General features: G+C 42.0%; 5 protein-coding genes. 4 read left to right on the top strand and 1 reads right to left on the bottom strand.

Annotation, left to right across the window (positions count from 1 at the left end):
* Nucleotides 1-4 precede the first annotated feature (4 nt).
* Nucleotides 5-1,897 carry an amidophosphoribosyltransferase gene (locus tag OB69_RS11545; RefSeq protein WP_053223894.1) on the top strand — a complete coding sequence of 631 codons (1,893 nt, stop codon included), beginning with the start codon at nt 5-7 and terminating at the stop codon, nt 1,895-1,897.
* 23 nt (nt 1,898-1,920) lie between these two features.
* Here OB69_RS11545 and OB69_RS11550 read toward each other — a convergent pair whose 3' ends face one another.
* Nucleotides 1,921-3,204, bottom strand: a complete 1,284-nt coding sequence (locus OB69_RS11550) for a DUF3472 domain-containing protein (RefSeq protein ID WP_053223895.1) — start codon at nt 3,202-3,204, stop codon at nt 1,921-1,923.
* A gap of 474 nt (nt 3,205-3,678) precedes the next feature.
* Between OB69_RS11550 and OB69_RS11555 the strand changes: the two genes are divergently transcribed.
* The 3 genes from OB69_RS11555 (at nt 3,679) to OB69_RS11565 (ending at nt 20,401) form a co-directional block, all read left to right on the top strand.
* Complete coding sequence (locus OB69_RS11555; protein ID WP_053223896.1) at nt 3,679-5,655, top strand: histidine kinase dimerization/phosphoacceptor domain -containing protein; 1,977 nt, start codon at nt 3,679-3,681, stop codon at nt 5,653-5,655.
* 2 nt (nt 5,656-5,657) lie between these two features.
* Complete coding sequence (locus OB69_RS11560; protein ID WP_053223897.1) at nt 5,658-6,383, top strand: LytR/AlgR family response regulator transcription factor; 726 nt, start codon at nt 5,658-5,660, stop codon at nt 6,381-6,383.
* Nucleotides 6,384-6,997: 614 nt separating this feature from the next.
* The gene (locus OB69_RS11565) at nt 6,998-20,401 is read left to right on the top strand and encodes a BspA family leucine-rich repeat surface protein (protein WP_185096902.1); all 13,404 of its coding nucleotides are present in this window, start codon (nt 6,998-7,000) and stop codon (nt 20,399-20,401) included.
* Nucleotides 20,402-20,412 lie beyond the last annotated feature (11 nt).

The following is a 20,412-nucleotide window of genomic DNA, read 5'->3' on the forward strand; positions in this document are numbered from 1 at the left end:
CTAAATGAGCGAACAGATTAAACACGAGTGCGGGATTGCTAAAATCCGTCTCAGAAAACCCCTCCAATACTACATCGACAAGTATGGCTCAGCCACCTACGCCATAAGTAAACTCTACATCATGATGCAAAAGCAAGCCAACCGCGGTCAAGACGGGGTTGGGGTGGCAAACATCAAGATTGGCGTAGACCCTGGAACCCGTTACATTAGCCGTTACAGAACCATAAGCCAGCAGCCGATCACGAATATTTTCGGGAAAATTTCGAAGAAATTTGAGAAGGCCCAAAAGAAAGAAGGCTACAATCCTAAAGATGCTAAATGGCTGAAGGATAATATGGGTTTTACGGGTGAAGTTTGGTTAGGTCACCTTCGTTATGGAACACACGGCAAAAATAGTATTGAAAATTGTCACCCATTTCTGAGACAAAATAACTGGAGAAGCCGAAACTTAGTAATGGCGGGTAACTTCAACATGACTAACGTTGACGAGCTTTTTGATTTGCTTCTAAAATTAGGGCAACACCCAAAAGAAAAAACAGATACGGTAACGGTAATGGAGAAAATCGGCCATTTTATGGACGAGGAAAACCAGCGAATTTTTGAGAAATACAAAAAGAAAAAGAACAATACCGAAATTACCGAAATTATAGAAAGTGAAATGAATATTCAGCGTGTGCTGAAACGTTCATTTAAGGACTTTGATGGCGGCTATGCCATGGTGGGAATGCTAGGGCATGGGGCATCGTTTGTGGTTCGCGACCCAAATGGAATTCGCCCAGCTTTCAAATACATTGATGATGAAGTGATTGTTGTGGCCTCCGAAAAGCAGGCAATCAAAGCAGCTTTCAATGTAAACTATTCCGATATTTCTGAGGTAGAGCCAGGCCATGCCTTGATTGTACATAAGGATGGTGAATGGGATGAAGTGCCAATCATGAAAAAACGCGAGCTTAAGGCTTGTTCATTCGAAAGAATATATTTTTCGAAAGGTACCGATCCAGATATTTATCGTGAGAGAAAAGAGCTTGGTAAGCTATTAATCCCTCAAATATTAAAGGCTGTTAATTTCGACTTAAAGAATACAGTTTTCTCTTATATACCTAATACTGCTGAAATCTCTTTCTTGGGTATGATGCAAGGGGTAGACGAATACCTGCTTCGCAAAAGGAAGGATATTATCATTGATGGGAAACCGCATATTGATGATGTTGAAGAACTTTTGAGTTTTCAGCCAAGGGTAGAAAAACTGGTAATTAAAGATGCCAAACTGCGAACGTTTATTGCTAGTGATGAAAGTCGGGACCAATTGGTAGCCAGTGTATACGATACTACTTATGAGGTAATTAAGAAAAAGGTAGATACCATCGTAGTTGTTGATGATTCGATTGTTCGAGGAACTACTTTGGAAAAAAGTATTCTAAAGATGCTCGATTTGCTCGAGCCTAAAAAGATTGTGATTGTTTCTTCAGCACCGCAAATTCGTTACCCAGACTGTTATGGAATAGACATGTCGAAAATGAAGGAGTTTGTAGCCTTTAGGGCAATGTTGCTGTTGCTAGAAGAAAAGTATGGCAAAGGTCATAAAGAGCTTGAGAAGGCTTACGAAATGGCTGCGACAAACATTGATAATAAAGATCAGACAAATTATATAAAGGCACTTTACGATCAGTTTACTGACGATGAAATTTCGGCTAAAATCACTGAAATTGTTCGCCCGAAAGGCATGAAAGCAGAACTTGAAGTAGTGTACCAAACTGTTGAAAACCTGCATAAAGCTTGCCCAGATAATTCAGGCGACTGGTACTTTACCGGAAATTATCCAACCCCTGGTGGGCATCGGGTAGTGAATAAGGCATTTATGAATTTCTATGAAGGAAAAGAAGGAAGGGCTTATTAAGCCCTTTTTTTATGTCTGAATTTTTAAGGTAACAAGCTAAAATCAATTTTAGGAGCGACGCCCAAAGGTTCACGTTCAATCATGCTATCTATGGGTGTCCAGCCAGTAAAGAAGCCACAGTTCTTCATAAAGAAAGAAGTGCCCTCGGCCCCTCCAGCATAGTCCATTCTAGATTCTTTTCTGGCGGTAGCATCAGCGGTAAACTTGGCGGTGGTCATTTCATGCCAGTTACCTTTAGTGTCATACACCCATTGGTTTGAGTATAGTCCTTTTCTCGATTGATTACCCGTTTCGGTATGGAAGTTTTCTAAAAATGAATGAGGCCTCATTACATAAGTATCGGTTTTGGGTCGTCTGAAAGAAGCGATCAATTCCCACTCCCCAATTTCAGGAGCAAAGAAATAGGCAGTATAGTCTGTACTGTTATTCCCTGCTGGTTCTGCCTTTAAAAGAAAGCGATAGCTAGTTCCAGCTTTCCACATGTATTTGCGATAACTCTGTCCGCCTGAACCTTCATTGCCAAACTCAGCAGTATAAACACCATCACCTTTTTTCAACATTTTAATCTGTTGGTCTTCAGGAATTTCTTTTGGGTTATCGGTTTTGAAGGGGCTCCACACTGAGAAGAGGATTCTTCTTTCATCAGCGCCATTTACTTGTATTCCAAAATAGCCTTCCACAAATCCGTTGGCCATAAAATAACTACCCAATACATCTTCGCCTGCGGGTACATTGATTTCATTGTAGAAATAAAGCACGTCCGATGCCTCTTCGGGCACCTGATATGTTAGATGAACTGAAGGGCCTCTTCGCCCCCAGTAAAAATCATCTTTGGCGAAATAAACTTTTTCTTCTGTAGCAGCCCCGCCAATGAGTATTTCAGAAATATCTATAGATGATGAATTGTCATCTCCTGTGATTTCGAGCGTATGATAGCCCGGTTTTTCAATATTGAAGCTGGCAATTGAAACTAGTTCGAGTTCAGTATTGGAGAGTTTTACCGTTTTCCTTTCACCATTGAAACTGACATTTACGGTTGTAGTGTTGGCCGCCTTTGCCTTCATCCCAATTTTAATTTCACCAATGGCCTTAGTATAAAAATAGGTTTTGGCGGTTGCTTTATTTGGATTCCAATTTTTCACACCATTATCAAGCAGTGCCCTATCTTGCTGAGAATCCAGTCCTTCAATCCATGTATTTCCCTTGGTAGGTATGGCAATAGGTAATTCCTCTGTGGTAAATTTTTCAGCTTTTGGGGCGCACCCCATTGTGAAGAGGAGTAGTAATGCCAGAATTGATTTTTTCATGTGTTTACTATTAGGTTCTGAAAATAGTATTTGATTTCGAGTTTAAAAATGAAACTTACAATTTCAGTAAAGGCTCATCGTGATGTCTCCTTTCAAATAATGATTGAACTCAATCTTCCAATTTATTTCTAAGTAGCACTTGTCTCTATTTTCAAAATGAGTGATCAAATAATTATAAAGGTTATAATGGTCTCGTAATGTAGTTTAGATAAGTATGTGTAAATGCTAATTCTTATTCGTTTTTAAAATGACTAACCTTTATGGTGTTGAGCAAGGAAAAAAAATGAGCTCTTCTATTTACAAAAATGAAATGTATCTTGAAATGGAATTCAAACTAGACTACAAACCATGCCTTTATCCTTGAAGACATTTATAAGGCTATCTTGCTTTTTATTTTTATTACTACCCTTTAGTAGCCTCTCCCAAAGTCTGGATTCTCTCAGAGCAATACTTAGAGTTGATATTCAAGACACTTTGAAAATTCAAACCTATTTAGAATTAGGTAAGGCCTATGAAAGAAAAAATTTAGACTCCAGTTTGATTTATTTAGATGAAGCACTACTACTTTCTGAAAGACATTTTAGCGAGTCTCCCCAATTTAAAGGCCTTGTATTAAGGGCAAAAGCAGAAGCCTATTTGGCCAATGGAGACGAAGAATGTTTTGAGTACTACCTAGAAGCAATGGACGTTTTTGGGTCTATAGAGTGGAATGAAGAACTGACGCTAACACAGTATGATCTTGGTAAGGCTTATGATAGAGCATCTCAATTTGATAATGCGATTGAGCAATATGAAGCGGTAATAAATAGAAACATAAAAGAAGGCACAGAATTTAAGATGGCTGCTGCTTATAATAATGCTGGTTTGCTGTATTACTATTTAAGAGAGCTGGAAAAAGCTTCTGGAATTTTATTGGACGGAATTAGATATGTAAAAACAACGCCAGATACCGTTAACCTCAGGGCCTTTTACATGAATTACGGTTTGGTATTAAAGGAGCAAAACAGATACGAATTGGCCAAGCAGTACATGAAAAAGGCCATGGTGATTAATGAGGCGATCGGAAACTTGAATTCAGTTGCTTTGGCGCATACCAATATCGGACAGATATTGATTAAACAAGATAGTCTTGATAGGGCCTTTGAATCGCTGACAAAAGGATGGGAGATTTCAAAAGAAATTAACACTTCTGGTTGGCCAACAGCGGACTATTATAGGAATGTATCTACAATTGAATTTTATAAAGGCAACTATCAGCAGTCACATGATTACATCGAGAAATCAGTGGCCAATCTTCCAAAAGGAACGGCCCCTCAGTCTGTTGGTGATATTTATGGGAGTTTGGTAGAGAAAAAGCTGGTTTTGGCTGATTCTGTTTTTGCCAACAATCCGACCAAACAAAGACAATTATGGAATGAGGCTTTGCCTTATGCCAGAGAAGGTTGGGAGTTAGCCCAACAATCAGAAGCAGGCAACGTACGATATCGGTTGGCCTTGGGGCAAGCAAATCTTTACGCTAAATTGAAAGACTACAAAAAAGCCTTTGAGTTTGGTAAACTAGCCTTAGAGATATCACAAGAGATTAACGATCAGGCCAAAACAGATGCCATAGCGCGAATGTCTGCCGAGTTTGAAACAGAGCGCATTGAAGCGCAAAATGACTTACTTCAGGAAACACAAAAACGACAAACAGCACAACTGAAGCAACAGCGATATCTAATTGCAGGTGCTTTAGTAGTATTGATATTGATAGTAGCTATTATGCTTATTATTCAACGTAATGGACTCAAGCTTAAAAAGGCCAATGCGCAAGTAGAGAAGTCATTGGAGCAAAAAGAGCTATTATTAAAAGAGATTCACCACAGGGTAAAAAACAACTTGCAAGTAGTTTCCAGTTTGCTCGATTTACAGTCGAGGGGAATTGAAGATGAAAAGGCACTGTATACCTTTATGGAAGGGCAAAATAGGGTGAAAGCGATGGCGCTTATTCATCAAAAGCTTTATCAAAATGAAGATCTTGCTACAATCGATTTTGCTGAATATGCAGAACAGCTAATGACAGAACTAGCATCTATTTATGCTGGCTCTGGAAAAGTTAAAGGGTCTGTTAAATCTGCTCAGAAAGCTAATTTCGACATCGATACGGCTATACCATTAGGACTCATCTTGAATGAATTGATTTCAAATGCCTACAAATATGCCTTCCAAGAAGGAGAAGGAGAGTTAAGTATTTCGATTGAAGATTTGGGCAATGGGAAACATCAGTTGACAGTGAGTGACTCTGGCCTAGGTCTGCCGCAAGATTTCGACTTTAATAAGGCCAAAAGCCTTGGGTTAAGGTTAGTGAGAAGATTGGCAAAGCAACTTTATGGCAGTGTGGAGTATTCAAATATTGGAGGAGCAAAATTTGTGATTAACTTCACCGATACCTTACAGCGCAAGGCAATCTAAAAATGAGCAAAGTAAAAATACTGGTAGTAGAAGATGAAATGGTGATAGCAGATAACATCTGTCTGATACTCGAAGATTTGGGTTATGAGGTTTTAGAACCCGCTATTAACTACGAAGAAGCTTTGGAGATGATTGAATCTGAGCGCCCAGATATCGCCATTTTAGATATTCAGTTGGGGGGAAGAAAAGACGGAGTAGACCTGGCCTGGACAATTAAAGAACAGTTTGATTTTCCATTCATTTTCCTCACTTCCAATGCCGATGCAGGAACAATAGAGCGGGTAAAGAAAGTGGCTCCACCAGCCTACTTGGTCAAACCATTCAAAAAAGACGACCTATACACTTCCATTGAGTTAGCCCTTCATAAATATGCCGAGCAGAAAAATGAAGGAAAGGTTGACGAAGAATTGCTCATCAAGGATGCCATCTTTATTAAAGAGAAAAACCTATTTCATAAGATCAAGCTAGAAGACATACGCTTTCTAAAGAGCGATCATGTTTATGTGGAGGTTTACACGATTAAAGATCAAAAACACCTTATTCGTGGTAGCTTGACTGACCTCTCAGAAAGACTGCCCAATAATTTTTACCGCACCCATCGCAGTTTTACCATCAATGTAGACCATATGGACGCTATCAACTCAGCCTATGTGTTGATGAATGGTGAACAAATCCCTATCGGCAAAAACTACCGTGACGACCTCCTGAAGAAAATTCGGGTAGAGTAACTCAAAGCTAAATTGGTACGTCATGCTGAACTTGTTTCAGCATCTCCTGTTGAACTAAAAAGGCTCTGAAAAGAGTTTAGGGTGACGATTTTAGAGGGTGACGAATGCTTGAACTACCAACCTTCTGGTCACCGCCATTGAGAGAAGCAGCTTCGCTATGAGCATAAGGTTGTTATGAGGCAATGAACTGTCGGTCACGTCACTGCGAGGCACGAAGCAGTCTCAACAGCTCGAGATTGCTTCGTCTCAAACTTCCGCTAGTGCTCAGTTTTGCTTCCCGCAATAACAACCTAATAAAAAATCATCCCCTTAAAAGGGAAGTGCCCATAGGGCGGTGGGGTTCAGAACAAAAAATCACCCATTCAGAACAATTTCAGGTTTCTAAACTAACCCTTCATTAACATCACATTCCCATTAGGGAACCTCAACACTGTCAACACTGATTTTGATCAAATAGATTTCTTTAGAAGACTTTCTTCCTCTCTATGTGAAGAGGTTTATCAACCATCCACACTTTCAGAACAAACCAGCCATAGTTCAGAACATAATTTTTCATGCGCAACGAACCATTGGTTTCTTCGCTGCTGACTATTGAATACCGAAACACTTGCTATATGAAAAGTCCCATTTTAAAAGCACTAATTCTTTCGTTTTCCTTTATAACTCTTTTGTCAACTTCACTTTCAGAAGCACAGACCCTAGAGCCAATTTTCAATCCATCAATGACACCAATAGCATTTGGACCTTCTGAATCTGCTTTGGGCGAGGGGATAGGCAATGTGATTGATGGAAGTAAGTCAAACAAATTTCTGACTTTCGAAAAGTCTTGGGGTTTAAACTTCTATGTCGACACAGAAGAGATATCAATTGTTAAATCCTTGACCATTACAACTGCGAATGACCATCCAGAACGGGACCCTAAGTTGATCAAGATTTATGGAAGAAATGTTCCTGCAGGAACAAACAGTACAGACACAAAGCCCGGATGGACTCTTATTGACGAGGTGAGCTTTAGGTGCAGGGACTTGAATGAGGAGAGACATGCTGACAACACTGAAGATGTTGATAATGATTTGGCCTTTAATAGTTACTGGATCAGGCTTCATAACCCGTGTGATGCGAGTGAGGCAAATAGTGTTCAGATATCAGAAGTTCAACTTTACGGTATATTTAATCAGGCACCTTCAGTGATTTTTGATGAAACAGCAACAGGTGGCGCAGAGGTGGGTAAAGAAATTACAGCAATGTATGAATATTCTGATCCTGAAGATGATCCAGAATCGGGTACTACATTTCAATGGTATTCGGATGATGTCGCTATTGAAGGAGCTACGAGTGTGAAATATACACCAACCATTGCTGATCTAGGTTCTGAGCTAAAAGTGAAAATTATACCAAATGATGGGACGTCCTTCGGGTCAGAGGTGCTTTCATCTTTAGGTACAGTCAATTGCAAGGCAGGCTTTACTTGTGATGTTCAAAACGTATCTGTTTGCGACAGTGATAAGTATCAGGTGCCTGGCGGAGATTTAGTTTCGATCAACGGAACTTATGAGGTCACAGAGGGAATAGTTAAAACCTACTACAATGTTACTTTCAATAGGGCAGAGGCAAGTGCTAATGTATTCTCTGATGGCTTAATTGCAGAATCAGGCTCTGTTGCCTACACCGCCCAAACCAGTGTTACAGGAGTGCTCACCTTTGATAAAGATCAGGATTATTGGGTAGACATGAACGCGCTTCAGGATGACCTCAATGGCACCAGCCGTTCCGTTTTTATGTGGGTAAAATCCGAGGCCAATGTGGCTAATGATAATCAGGTACTATTTGCCATCAATACTGGCTCAGGGGGCAATGTTGCCATTTTTTGGATTGATAATGACGGAGACAATCTGGAGTTATACGATGGAAACAATGCCCGCTCCGCTTCCTTTAATATGAGTGACCAGCTCTGGCATTATGTAGGATATACCTATGATGTAAACACCAATGAGACTGTGATTTATGTAGATGGTATTGAAAACCAGAGATTCACGAATAACCAAAGTACGGTAGCTGATTCCAAATACTCTCTCGGTCAGGAATTTGACAATGCCAATGATACGGACCATTTCAATGGCGACATGGCAGAAATCTCCGTATGGGATGAGGTGCTGACAGGAGCTGATATTAGGCAGGCCATGAAGGCCAAAATCAATAATGGTCACCCTAAATATGCCAATCTAGTGGGCTATTACTCGGTTTTTGGAGATTGCGATGATGCCACGGATGTTTTAAAAGACCACTCAGGCAAAGGCAATGATGGGGTAATGGTCAATAACCTCACGGTTGATTTTCAAAATGTGCAGTCTATTCCGGGCTTTAATGCCATTGACTGGTACGAACATATAAGTTGGAAAAAGGATGGAGTAGAAGTTTCAACTGATCCTGCATATACTTTCGGTGTAGCCGCTGGAAATTATGAGTTGGTAGCCACCAGAAACTTTGTGCAAAGCACCGACACATGGTCTATGACGGTAAATGGCAATGCCACTACGGTAAACCAAATTACTGACGAAACCCTGTGCTTAAACGATCCCGTAACCCGGACGGTAACTACCAGTCAGGTGAATTATCTGGATTTTGAAGAAACGGAGAATAATTCCATTGAAGTGAATGGCTTGGCCGATGCGTTGGCCGGTAAAAGCCGCTCTGTGTTTATGTGGCTGAATAAAGAGAGTAACATTGGCAGTGGAGGCTTTAATGAGGTCTTGGTTTTTCAGGATTCAGATGTAGACAATCTAAGCCGTTTTTACATCAGAGATACGGAGCGTTTAGCCTTATGGGATGGTACCAACGATCGTCTAAACTCTTCCGCATTGTCCAATGACACCTGGTATTATGTAGGGTACACTTATGACAATGCTACAGGTGAGACAAAACTCTATCTAAACGGTAATATGGAAGACAGCGGAACGCTGAATATGCCTTTGGGTGAAGGATGGTTTGCCACCTTAGGAGCAAAATATAATGACAATGGCCTGGAAGATTACTTGGATGGCAAAATGGCCGAAATTACCATCTGGGATAAGGTTTTAACTCAGGAAGAAGTAACCAGCCTAATGGGCGCTGCCCCGGCACACGATGCCACTAATTTGGTAGCAGCTTATGGTACACATAAGAATATTGCAGATAACCAATTGCGAGACCTGACTGCTAATGGAAATAATGGTTTGGCCTCACACCAAACCATTATTGTCAATAACCTGGAGGAGGTGATTCCAGATTATGATGCTTCGGCTCATTACACTTTTTCCTGGAAAAAAGGAGGGATAGAATTTGATACTGATGCCATCGGCAATATTACTGTAGAAGAAGGCACCACAGCGTATTCTGTAACTTATGGTACACCACTGTTCCAAAAATCAGATGACTTTAGTCTAAGCTATACCAATCTGATACCAACACAGCCTGCTGGAAAAATAATTGCTGCATCTACGAATGTGACATTTGAAGTGGAAGAAATTCCAGGCGCGTCTTACCAATGGTATAGAAGAGAGGAAGGGTTTGATGAAGTCAAAATAGCCGGAGACCTTACAATCCGAGACGTATATCGGGGACCCGATGGCACCATCTACAACGCCACTTCAACCGCAGGTATTTATTATACCACTGATGAAGGAAATACTAAGGTGATAAGAACCACAGCCCATGGTTTGGTTATAAATGATATTAATGAGATTCGGGTTTTTGACAATGACATCTATGTGGTGCAAAAAAATACCGCTGTGAGTATTTCAAAAGATGGAGGTAATAGTTTCCAAACACTTTTTCAACGCACCTCAATCACTAGCCCTATTCCTAATACGGTACTGAAAGCGGAAGATGGGTCTATTTATATCGGAGCTTTAAACGGCTTGCTTGTTTCTACTGATGGGGGAGCAAACTTCAACAAACATACGGATGTTACAGGAACTGTTGATGTGCTCTATGAGGTGGGTGAAACTCTTTACGTAGGAAGCCGTGAAGGGCTATTTATTTCAAATGATAATGGAGCTACTTTTATTCAGAAGACTATTACAGATGGTCTTGCTTTCAATAGTATTCGAGATGTTTATAAATCTGGAAATACGCTTTATGTAAGTACACAAACAGCAGATTTTAAAGATGGAGCTATTTCTATTTCCACAGATGCTGGTGAGTCTTTTACCAAAACCATTACAGAAGCCAATGGTTTTAACGGGCATCTCGTGAATGCCATTTACGAATTCGCTGGTGACCTCTTCGTAGGCACATCCAGAGGTCTCTTTGTTTCTTCAGATCAGGGAGATACATTTAGCCAATTCTCCTCTCCGGACGCATTCACAAAAAGTGTTTTATCCCTTTCTGAATATAATGGACAGCTAGAGGTAGGTACAAGCGAAGGTCTTTCAACCTATAGAAGTAATCTGAAGCTCGAAGATGAAACCAGTGGCTCTACTAACCTGATTGAAGGGGCAAAAACCCGAAAGCTTACCATCAGTAAAGTAGCATTAGAGCAAAATGGAACGGTGTACTTTGTGGAGGTCACCAAAGGAGATTGCAAACAGCAATCAGATGATCTTTTGTTAACTGTTCTGGATGTACCAGGAGTCACATCAATTAGCCCTGCCAATGGCACTACAGATGTAGCCATAGATACCGAACTGAGCATCGAGTTTAGCAAAACCGTTTCCAAAGGCTCAGGAGAGCTAAAGATATTCAACTATGCTACCGATGCTCTGGTCCAAACATTCACAGCCGATGATCTGACTATCAACGGTAGCACCGTTTCTATTACCTCGGGCGTTTCGCTAGACAATTCCAGCCAATACTACATCACCCTAGATGCCGATCTGGTAAAAGACAATAGCAATGCCGGCAACCTGGCCTTAACCGATAAAGACATTTGGTCTTTCCATACGGTATGTGAACCTTTGGTGCTTACGCAACCGGAAGATCAGTCAGGCTTTGTGTCTGGCAGTGTTACTTTTTCTGTGCCTGAGGTTGCCGGAGCGAGTTACCAATGGTTCAAAAGCCAAAACAAAACAGAAGAGATTTATGATTTTTCAGGATTGCTCATTACCGATATTAATACAAATGAGTCTACAATTCACGTAACAACAGGCTTTGAAAGACTATTCACTTCTACTGATGGAGGTGAGTCATTCACCGAAAATGTAAACATCGCAGGAAGAGCAAGGAAGGTAGTAGAGTTTGATGGTGTGTTGTATGTGGCCACTTTCAACATGGGACTTGCCATTTCCACAGACAATGGGGCAACTTTCGATTACAAGAATCAGGCAAATAATGGACTTGCAGATGATAATGTAAATAGCATCTATGTTAACAATGAAGCCATCTATGTATCTACTGACTCTGGTTTGAGTATTTCAACAGATAATGGTGAAAGTTTTGTTACCAAGACAACAAATGATGGTTTGGGGAGTAATTCCGTAGAAGAAGTTTATGCGAAAGGTTCTACTGTGTATGCTGCTAACTCCAATGGTGGGTTTAGTGTTTCCACTGATGGAGGAGAAACTTTTACATCCAGAATAGGTGGAAATAGTGGCCTCACTTCATCTATTTCAGAGTTGGCGGTTGCTTCTGATGGTACTATCTATGCAGGAGGCGTTAGTGTGTTTGTTTCGAAGGATGGAGGGGATAGTTTTACCGAACTGCCTGCTGCTGAACAGTTTTTATCATCACAAGTTTACGACCTAGATATAGAAGATGATATTCTTTATATCAATGTGCAGGAAGAGTCTTTGGGAGCCGCTGTATATTCCAGCGCTGATGAAGGTAATACCCTAACCACACTATCACAAACAGATGCCTCTGGGTATAGGGAAAGGACAATATCTGTTTTAAACGGACAGGTATTTGCTGGTGGATACTCAGGTACACTTGTGAAACACTCTGGTGTAACATCCCTGAAATCTGGAACAGACCCTCAATCCGATAATTATATTTCCGGTGCCACTACCGCTTCGCTAACCATCAGCAACCTTACTGAAGATCTCGACCAATCCGAATATTTTGTGGTGGTCACTAAGGGTGAATGCGAGGAGACATCTCAGATAGTCAAACTTACTTTGGGCACACCAGCCCCGTTGGTTACAAACCTATTTCCAGCCGATGACGAATTAGATGTTGACATTTCTCCTGAAATCAGCATCACCTTCGATCAGGCCATTGTAAAAGGTACGGGAAATATTGAAGTAAGAAGAGCCTCAGATGATGAGCTGCTGGTAGATGTCGCTGTCAATTCTATATTGGTTACAGTAGATGATCAAACGGCTACCATAGTATTGGGCGATACCAATCTTGAACTAGATACGGAGTATTACATCACCATTCCAAACACCGCTTTTCAAAATGGGTCAGGTATTGCATTCGCTGGGATTTCTGACAAAAACACTTGGAGTTTTACTACAGAAGCGGAAGAAGTAATACCTCTTATTGTGGCTGCTACTTCCCCAAGTGCTACTCGCGATGCCCAGATAGATTTTCCATTCTTAAATATTCAGTTCAATGAACAAATTGCTATTGGCTCAGGACAAGTTAGTATTTATCGTACTAGTGATAATAGCCTATTTGAAACTTTAGATATCTCTACTGCGAGAATAAAAAATAGTGGTAGGCCTTTGCAGGCTCAGTTAGAACTTTCACAAAACTGGGAGGCAGGGGTTGAATATTATATTCAATATCCTCAAGGGCTGATCACCAGTTTAGATGGTACAAAAGTGATTCAAGCCATTGATGATAATACAACCCTTGCTTTTAAAGCAGAGAGTTTCAATGAAAACATCATTACCAGCTTTTTCCCAGCCACTGGAAGTACCACTTATGTAGCCGATTCTGAAGTTGATTTTAAACTCTTTACAAGCATAGGAGTAGGCCTAGAAAGAGATCCGTTGGGTTCCTTTAGAATATATAAAGCAGCCAATGACGAACTAATCAAAACTATTGAATATGATGGCCAGAATGATAGAGACTTAGACTATGGCGATGACGAAAACTATATCAAATTTGAGTTTGATGATGATGAACTGGAACCTGGCACAGAATACTATGTGCTCATTGATGACGGTTTTATCGTGTCATATGAAAACGCATTGTTTCATGTTGGCATCTCAGACCCTACTACATGGCGTTTTACCACATTGGCAGCGCCAACCACGCCAACATTAATAGGTATTGAGCCAGCCACGAGCGCAACGGGTGTTGCTGTAAACAGTAATATAGTGTTGACCTACAGCGAAAACATTCAACCTTATTTATTTGGAGAAAGTGGCACAGCCACCAACAATGTGGTACTTTATGATGCCAATGATAATCTAGTAGAGACTTTCCCTGCCAACACCTTGATTTACAGTGGTTCTAAAGTGACCATCAACCCGTCCAGCGATCTGGCCTACAATACAGCTTATTATGTATTGATTGATGATGAAGCTTTTGTTAGTAATAATGGAGTGAAAACAGAAGCGATTACTGATCCTACGGTGATCAGCTTTACCACGGCAAGCCAGCCTAATACGGCACCAGTGGCTAGTAGCTTAAGCATTGCTGGCAGCTTAGAAGCCAATCTGGAGCTTACAGGTTCTTATAACTATAGCGATGCAGATACCGATGCCGAATCTGGTTCTGCACTCCAATGGTTTGTGGCCGATGATGCTACTGGTTCAAACAGAACGGCCATTTCAGGCGCAACGTCAAGCACGTTTACCCTGACTTCTTCTGAAGTGGGCAAGTATATCACTTTTGCGGTAACACCAAACGATGGAACCGATGCCGGAACAAGAGTTTTAGCGGCTTATGCCGGTCCCGTAGAGGCAGCTGTTATACCAACCTTGGTCAGCACTTCCCCAGTCGATGGAGCGATTGATATTTTAAAAGACGCCAACCTGAGCCTTACTCTGAGTGAAGATGTTACTGCGGGAACTGGAAACATTACCTTGACTCCGGTTAATGGAACAGCCACAGTAATTGATGTTACTTCTGCCGAGGTGACTATTTTGGGAACCGATGTAACCATCAACCCAGCTTCCGATCTTTTGGAAGGGGAGTTCTATACAGTCACCTTCGATGCTACTGCTTTTGTAGATGCAAATGACAACAATTCTACTGGATTGACCAATGAGACCACATGGAATTTTACGGTAAAAGAGGCCAATGTAGCACCTGTAGCTCAAGGGGTAAGTATTAAAAAATCTTTGGTTGTTAATGGGGTACTGGAAGGTTCGTACACTTATTTCGATCAGAATGATGATGCTGAATCGGGTACAACCTTCCAATGGTACCGAGCAGATGATGCGGTAGGAACTGGCAAAACAGCGATCAACGGGGCAACTTCGAATTTGTATACGGTCACTAATGACGACAACGGCAAGTTTGTAAGCTTTGAGGTAACTCCGAACGATGGAACCCTGGCAGGTACAGCCAAAGAAAGCACTTACTTTGGTCCAATTCTTATCAATGATGGAGTCACCAATATTCCACCAGCCTTTACTTCAGATGCTTTGACATCTGTGATGGATAATGCAGCTTATAGCTATACCATCACTTATGAAGACCTGAACAACGATGTGCCAATACTCACTAAAACCACTGGGCCAGATTGGTTATCGGTAAATGGGTTTGTGTTATCGGGTAACCCAACTTCAGCCAATATTGGTGAGCATGATGTAGTACTGACTTTAGATGATGGGAATGGAGGTACTGAAACCCAAAAGTTCACAGTAACAGTGCTGGCAAGCAATACGGCTCCTATCGTGAAATCGGTTGGTGTGGATGTTGTAACTAGTCCAACTATTGGTGCTTCATTGCGCGGACTATACAACTTCATCGATTTGGAATCGGATCCAGATAACTCTAACTATAAGTGGTACAGATATGATGATCTTTCGGGTTCAGGCAAAACTGAAATAAATGGGGCAACCTCAGTTACCTATACTTTGACCGTAGCAGATGCTGGCAAATATCTTAGCTTCGAAGTGACTCCAAACGATGGTAAGGTTGATGGTGCCACCGTAGAAAGTACTGTTTTAGGACCAGTAGACAAGAAAACCCCGGCTTTATCTTTAAGCGATATTGCCAAGACTTACGGTGATGCTGATTTCATTCTATCTGCAAACACTAATTCTTCAGGAGCAATTAACTACACTTTCAACAATGACCAGACAGGAGCAGCTATCAATGGTTCTACTGTGACTTTGGGCAATGCGGGTGAGATTACCGTTAATGTCAGCTTGGCTGAAGATGCAGAGTATCAATCAAGACAAGTTCAAGGCACTATAACCATAGGCAAGAAGGCCATTGAATTGACTGCCACTGATGCAAGCAAGAGTGTAGGCGATACTGATCCAATCCTGAATTATACAGTAACAACCGGAAGTATTGTAGGTAGTGATGAAGTGGTGACCGTAAGCAGAGATGCTGGTGAAGCACCGGGTACTTATGCCATAAACCTAACTGATGGTGCAGATGCAGACAATTATGAAATAACGGCTGTTCCAGGAGTATTCACAATTTCACAAAGAAGCCTGACGATAACAGCAGAGGCTGCAACCAAAACCTATGGCGATGCGGACCCTACTTTCAACTACAGCATTACTGAAGGGGCTTTAGAAAATGGAGACGAACTGAGTGGAGGAATTACCAGGGTTGAGGGGGAAGATGTCGGCACATATGCCTTGCAGGGTAGCTTATTCAATCCTGATTACAGGATCACTTTTGTTAGTGCGGACCTGACCATTGGTAAAGCGACTTTAACAGCCACTGCTGATGACAAGTCCAAAGCCTATGGTGAAGAAAATCCTGAATTAACCATTAGCTATTCAGGCTTTGCAAACGGAGATACCAAAGCAGATATTACAGAACCGACCGCTTCTACTGTAGCCAATGCGTCTAGTCCAATTGGGACTTATGATATCACGCTTTCTGGTGGTGCCGCAACTAACTATAATATCAACTTAGTTAATGGCCAAATGACTGTAGAGCCGAGACCATTCATTACCACTTGGGAGATAACCAGCAATGATGTAAACCGTTCCAGAACATTCTTCAATACTCTTGGAAGTCACACTTATCTCTATGACATTGATTGGGGTGACGGTGCTGTCGAAACTGACCTGACCGGTGCTGCCTCGCATACTTACGTGGCAGAGGGTACTTACACGGTTAAGATAAGTGGGCAGTTTCCACAGTTTGAATTGTCTTTCTCCAGACTGAGGTCTGTTGAACAATGGGGTGATATTGAGTGGAAAAGTATGGAAGGAGCATTTGTCGCTGCCGATTTCGATATCAATGCTACTGATGCGCCAAACCTTACGCAGGTGACCTCAATGAAACGCATGTTCGAGAGAACCTTCATCGGTAACCCAGACCTAACATCTTGGGATGTTGCTAACATCACCGATATGTCTGAAATGTTTAAAGAGAGCGATTTTAATGGAGACATTAGCGGCTGGAATGTCAGTGCAGTAACCGACCTGTCATACATGTTTGCTCAAGCAGGAAACTTCAATACATCCATCTCCAATTGGAATACATCAACTGTTCAAGACATGTCTTATATGTTCTACTATGCTCAGAGTTTTGATCAACCAATTGATGCTTGGGATGTAAGCTCGGTAACATTGATGTCGTCCATGTTCGCTGATGCAGCAGTGTTCAATCAGGATCTCAATTCATGGGATGTGAGCAGCGTGAATAAAATGGATAAGATGTTCGATAATGCCTTGCTATTCAATGGTGACATAACAGGCTGGAATGTGAGTGGTGTAACGGATATGTCGAACATGTTTGACGATGCCAAAGCATTCAATCAGGACATCAATGGCTGGGATGTGAGTAACGTTACCAGAATGAATGCAATGTTCAATGATGCCGATGCCTTTAACCAAGACCTTAACTCTTGGGATGTGAGTAAGGTGGAAACCTTCCAAGCCATGTTCCAGAATAACGATACGTTTAATGGAAACATCAGCAACTGGGATGTTTCCAATGCTACTAAATTGGAACGTATGTTCGAAGATGCCCATGCCTTTAACCAAGACATAAGCAACTGGCAGCCGACCAGTGCCGAAAACCTTACGGCCATGTTCAGAGATGCCAGACTATTTAACCAGGACATTAGCTCATGGAGGTTCCCTAATGCTGATAGGCTGAACCAGATGTTCTATGAGGCAGTGGCCTTTAATCAGGACATTTCATCGTGGGAGACTGGCAATATTGTAGACATGAGCTCTATGTTCGAAAATGCCGAGTCCTTTAATCAGAATATTGGAAGCTGGGATGTAAGCTCAGTAACCAGTTTCGGCAGTATGTTCAGGGGAGCTTCCATGTTCAATCAGGACATCAGTGAGTGGGATATGAGTGCGGCCACAAGCATGAACAGCATGTTTAAAAACGCCACAGTATTCAATCAGGATATAAGTGAATGGGTATTTGCCGATGGTTTGAGCAGCATGAGTAGTGTGTTTGAGAATGCCACTGCATTTAACCAAAACCTGAGCACTTGGGACATAACTAACATTGAGAACCTCTATGCGATTTTAGATAACTCAGGTTTGTCCGTGGCTAATTATGATGCTACGCTAATCGGTTGGGCTGCGCAAGAGGTAAAGAACGATGTTGAGTTTGGGGTCGCAGGCCTTCAATACTGCGCAGGTACCGAAGCAAGACAATCATTGATTGATGAGCATAATTGGACTATCGAGAATGATACCCAAGGATGTTCAGCCACAGTTACTATTGCCGATGTATCGGCCAATGAAGATGATGGTGCTATTACGGTTACCCTAACTTCTGACGCATTTGTAGTAGGCGGCTTTACGGTAGATGTAAGCACAAGCAATGGAACTGCCGAGGCAGGTACGGATTACACTGCTGTGACTGCCGAAACCATCACTTTTGTAGGTACAGCAGGAGAGATCCAGACATTTATCATCACCCCAACTACTGATATCGATGTAGAAGTCAATGAGACCCTGACAGTAAGTATGGACAATCTGATAACAGGGGTCAATAATACGGTGACGATTACTGATGAGGCGACAATAACCATTCTAAACGATGATGTGCCTGTAGTTTCATTCAACACAACGGCCCAAAGTAATGCAGAATCAGTGACCAGCAGTAGCATTGTGGTGAACCTGGATCAGGCTGGTCTTTCTGCTGCCACTGTTGACTATACAATAACAGGTACAGCCACAGGAGGAGTAGATTACACGCTTGCCAATGGTTCGCTCAGTTTTGCAGCAGGAGAGTTAAGCAAAACGATAGACCTGACAATTGTTGACGATGCACTTATTGAGGAAAATGAGACGGTAGTGATTGCGCTATCCAACGCCTCTGGTGCTAGCTTGGGCGTCAATACAGTGTTCACTTATACCATTGTAAACAACGATGCAAAAGTGACCTTCGAAAATATAAGCCAGTTTGAAGACGGAGAGTCTTTCTTAGTGTCAGCTACACTTGAAGGGACTATTGAAGGCGGATTTACAGTTGATCTATCGACTACCGATGGCACGGCTACGGTGGCCGATGGAGACTACACTGCTGTTAGAGGAACTACATTAACCTTCATCGGAACCGATGGTGAGGTTCAAAAGCTGGATATTGCTCCGGGTGTTGATAGTAAACTCGAAGTCGATGAGACCTTTACCGTTTCTTTGAGCAACTTGGCTGGAACCACAGCCAATGTAGTGATCACAGATCAGGCCGTATTGACGATCAAGAACGATGATACCGCGGCAGTAACCTTTGCCGATGTCAGCGGAAATGAAGGAGACGGAGCCATTACAATTACGGCTACCCTAGACAATGCTGTTCAGGGCGGGTTCACGGTAGAAGTGAATACAACAGATGGAACAGCAACACTAGCCGATAGCGACTACACAGCCGTTGCGGGTAAAACGCTGATCTTTGCCGGAACAGCCGGAGAAACACAAACCTTTACCGTAACTCCAACCAATGATCTGGTTATTGAGGCCAATGAAACACTAACCGTTTCAATGAGCAGGCTAAGCACTGCCTTGGGGGTTGATGTCAGTGATGAAGCCACGGTAACCATCGTTAACGATGACTTCAATAACTTCCCAACCGACATCACTTTAAGTGCAAGTTCTATTGCAGAGAACAATGCGCTGGATGCTACAGTCGGATCATTGTCTACAACTGATGCTGATGTTACTAACACTCATACTTATGCATTGGTAAGTGGCGCTGGCGATTCGGACAATGCGAGCTTCACGCTAGAGGGTTCAACCTTAAAAACGAATAACACTTCGTTCAACTTTGAGGATAAAGCCAGCTATTCTGTTCGTATTGAAACCAACGATGGAGAAGGCGGAATCTTTGCCAAGACCTTTGAAATTACGGTGACCAATGTAAACGAAGCACCATTTACCCTGAGCCTTACCAATGCCACCATCGAAGAAGCCGATGAAGCCCAAGAAGTAGGGCAGCTCATATCACTCGACCCAGACAATGGAGACAGCTTTAGCTATAGCTTAATTGCTGGTGCTGGCGATGCCGATAACGCGCAGTTTGCCATTAGTGGAAACACATTAAGCAGTGCTGGTGCCATAGATTTTGAAGATGGAGCAAGCCGAAGCATTCGTGTGCAAGTAGCCGATGCAGGCGGGCTTACTTTCGAGCAAACCTTCAGCATAACTATTGAAGATGTGGTGGCCGAACCGGTGAGGGAGTACACTCAGAACGAACCAGGTGCCGATGTGAAAAACGTATTCTCGCCAAATGGTGACGGAGTCAACGAAACCTGGGTGATTGAAGACTTGCTCGACAATCCGTTCAACCAAGTGAAAATTTTCGCCCAAGGCGGAAAACTCATCTATAGTAAGGTGAATTACTCCAACGATTGGGCAGGAACATTCAAGGATAACCCAGTGCCAGAAGGAACCTATTACTATGAGATTCTCATCTATGCAGATGCCCTGTCCACCACGCCAGCCAGAACCATTAAAGGCTTCTTAACTATAATTAGAAACAGATAAACATCAAAGTC

Source organism: Roseivirga seohaensis subsp. aquiponti (genome assembly GCF_001267955.1).
GTDB lineage: Bacteria > Bacteroidota > Bacteroidia > Cytophagales > Cyclobacteriaceae > Roseivirga > Roseivirga seohaensis.

Excerpts from the sequence above, each read along its gene's own strand:
- OB69_RS11545 (WP_053223894.1), top strand. The coding sequence starts at position 5 with ATGAGCGAACAGATTAAACACGAGTGCGGGATTGCTAAAATCCGTCTC.
- OB69_RS11550 (WP_053223895.1), bottom strand. The coding sequence starts at position 3,204 with ATGAAAAAATCAATTCTGGCATTACTACTCCTCTTCACAATGGGGTGC.
- OB69_RS11560 (WP_053223897.1), top strand. The coding sequence starts at position 5,658 with ATGAGCAAAGTAAAAATACTGGTAGTAGAAGATGAAATGGTGATAGCA.
- OB69_RS11565 (WP_185096902.1), top strand. The coding sequence starts at position 6,998 with ATGAAAAGTCCCATTTTAAAAGCACTAATTCTTTCGTTTTCCTTTATA.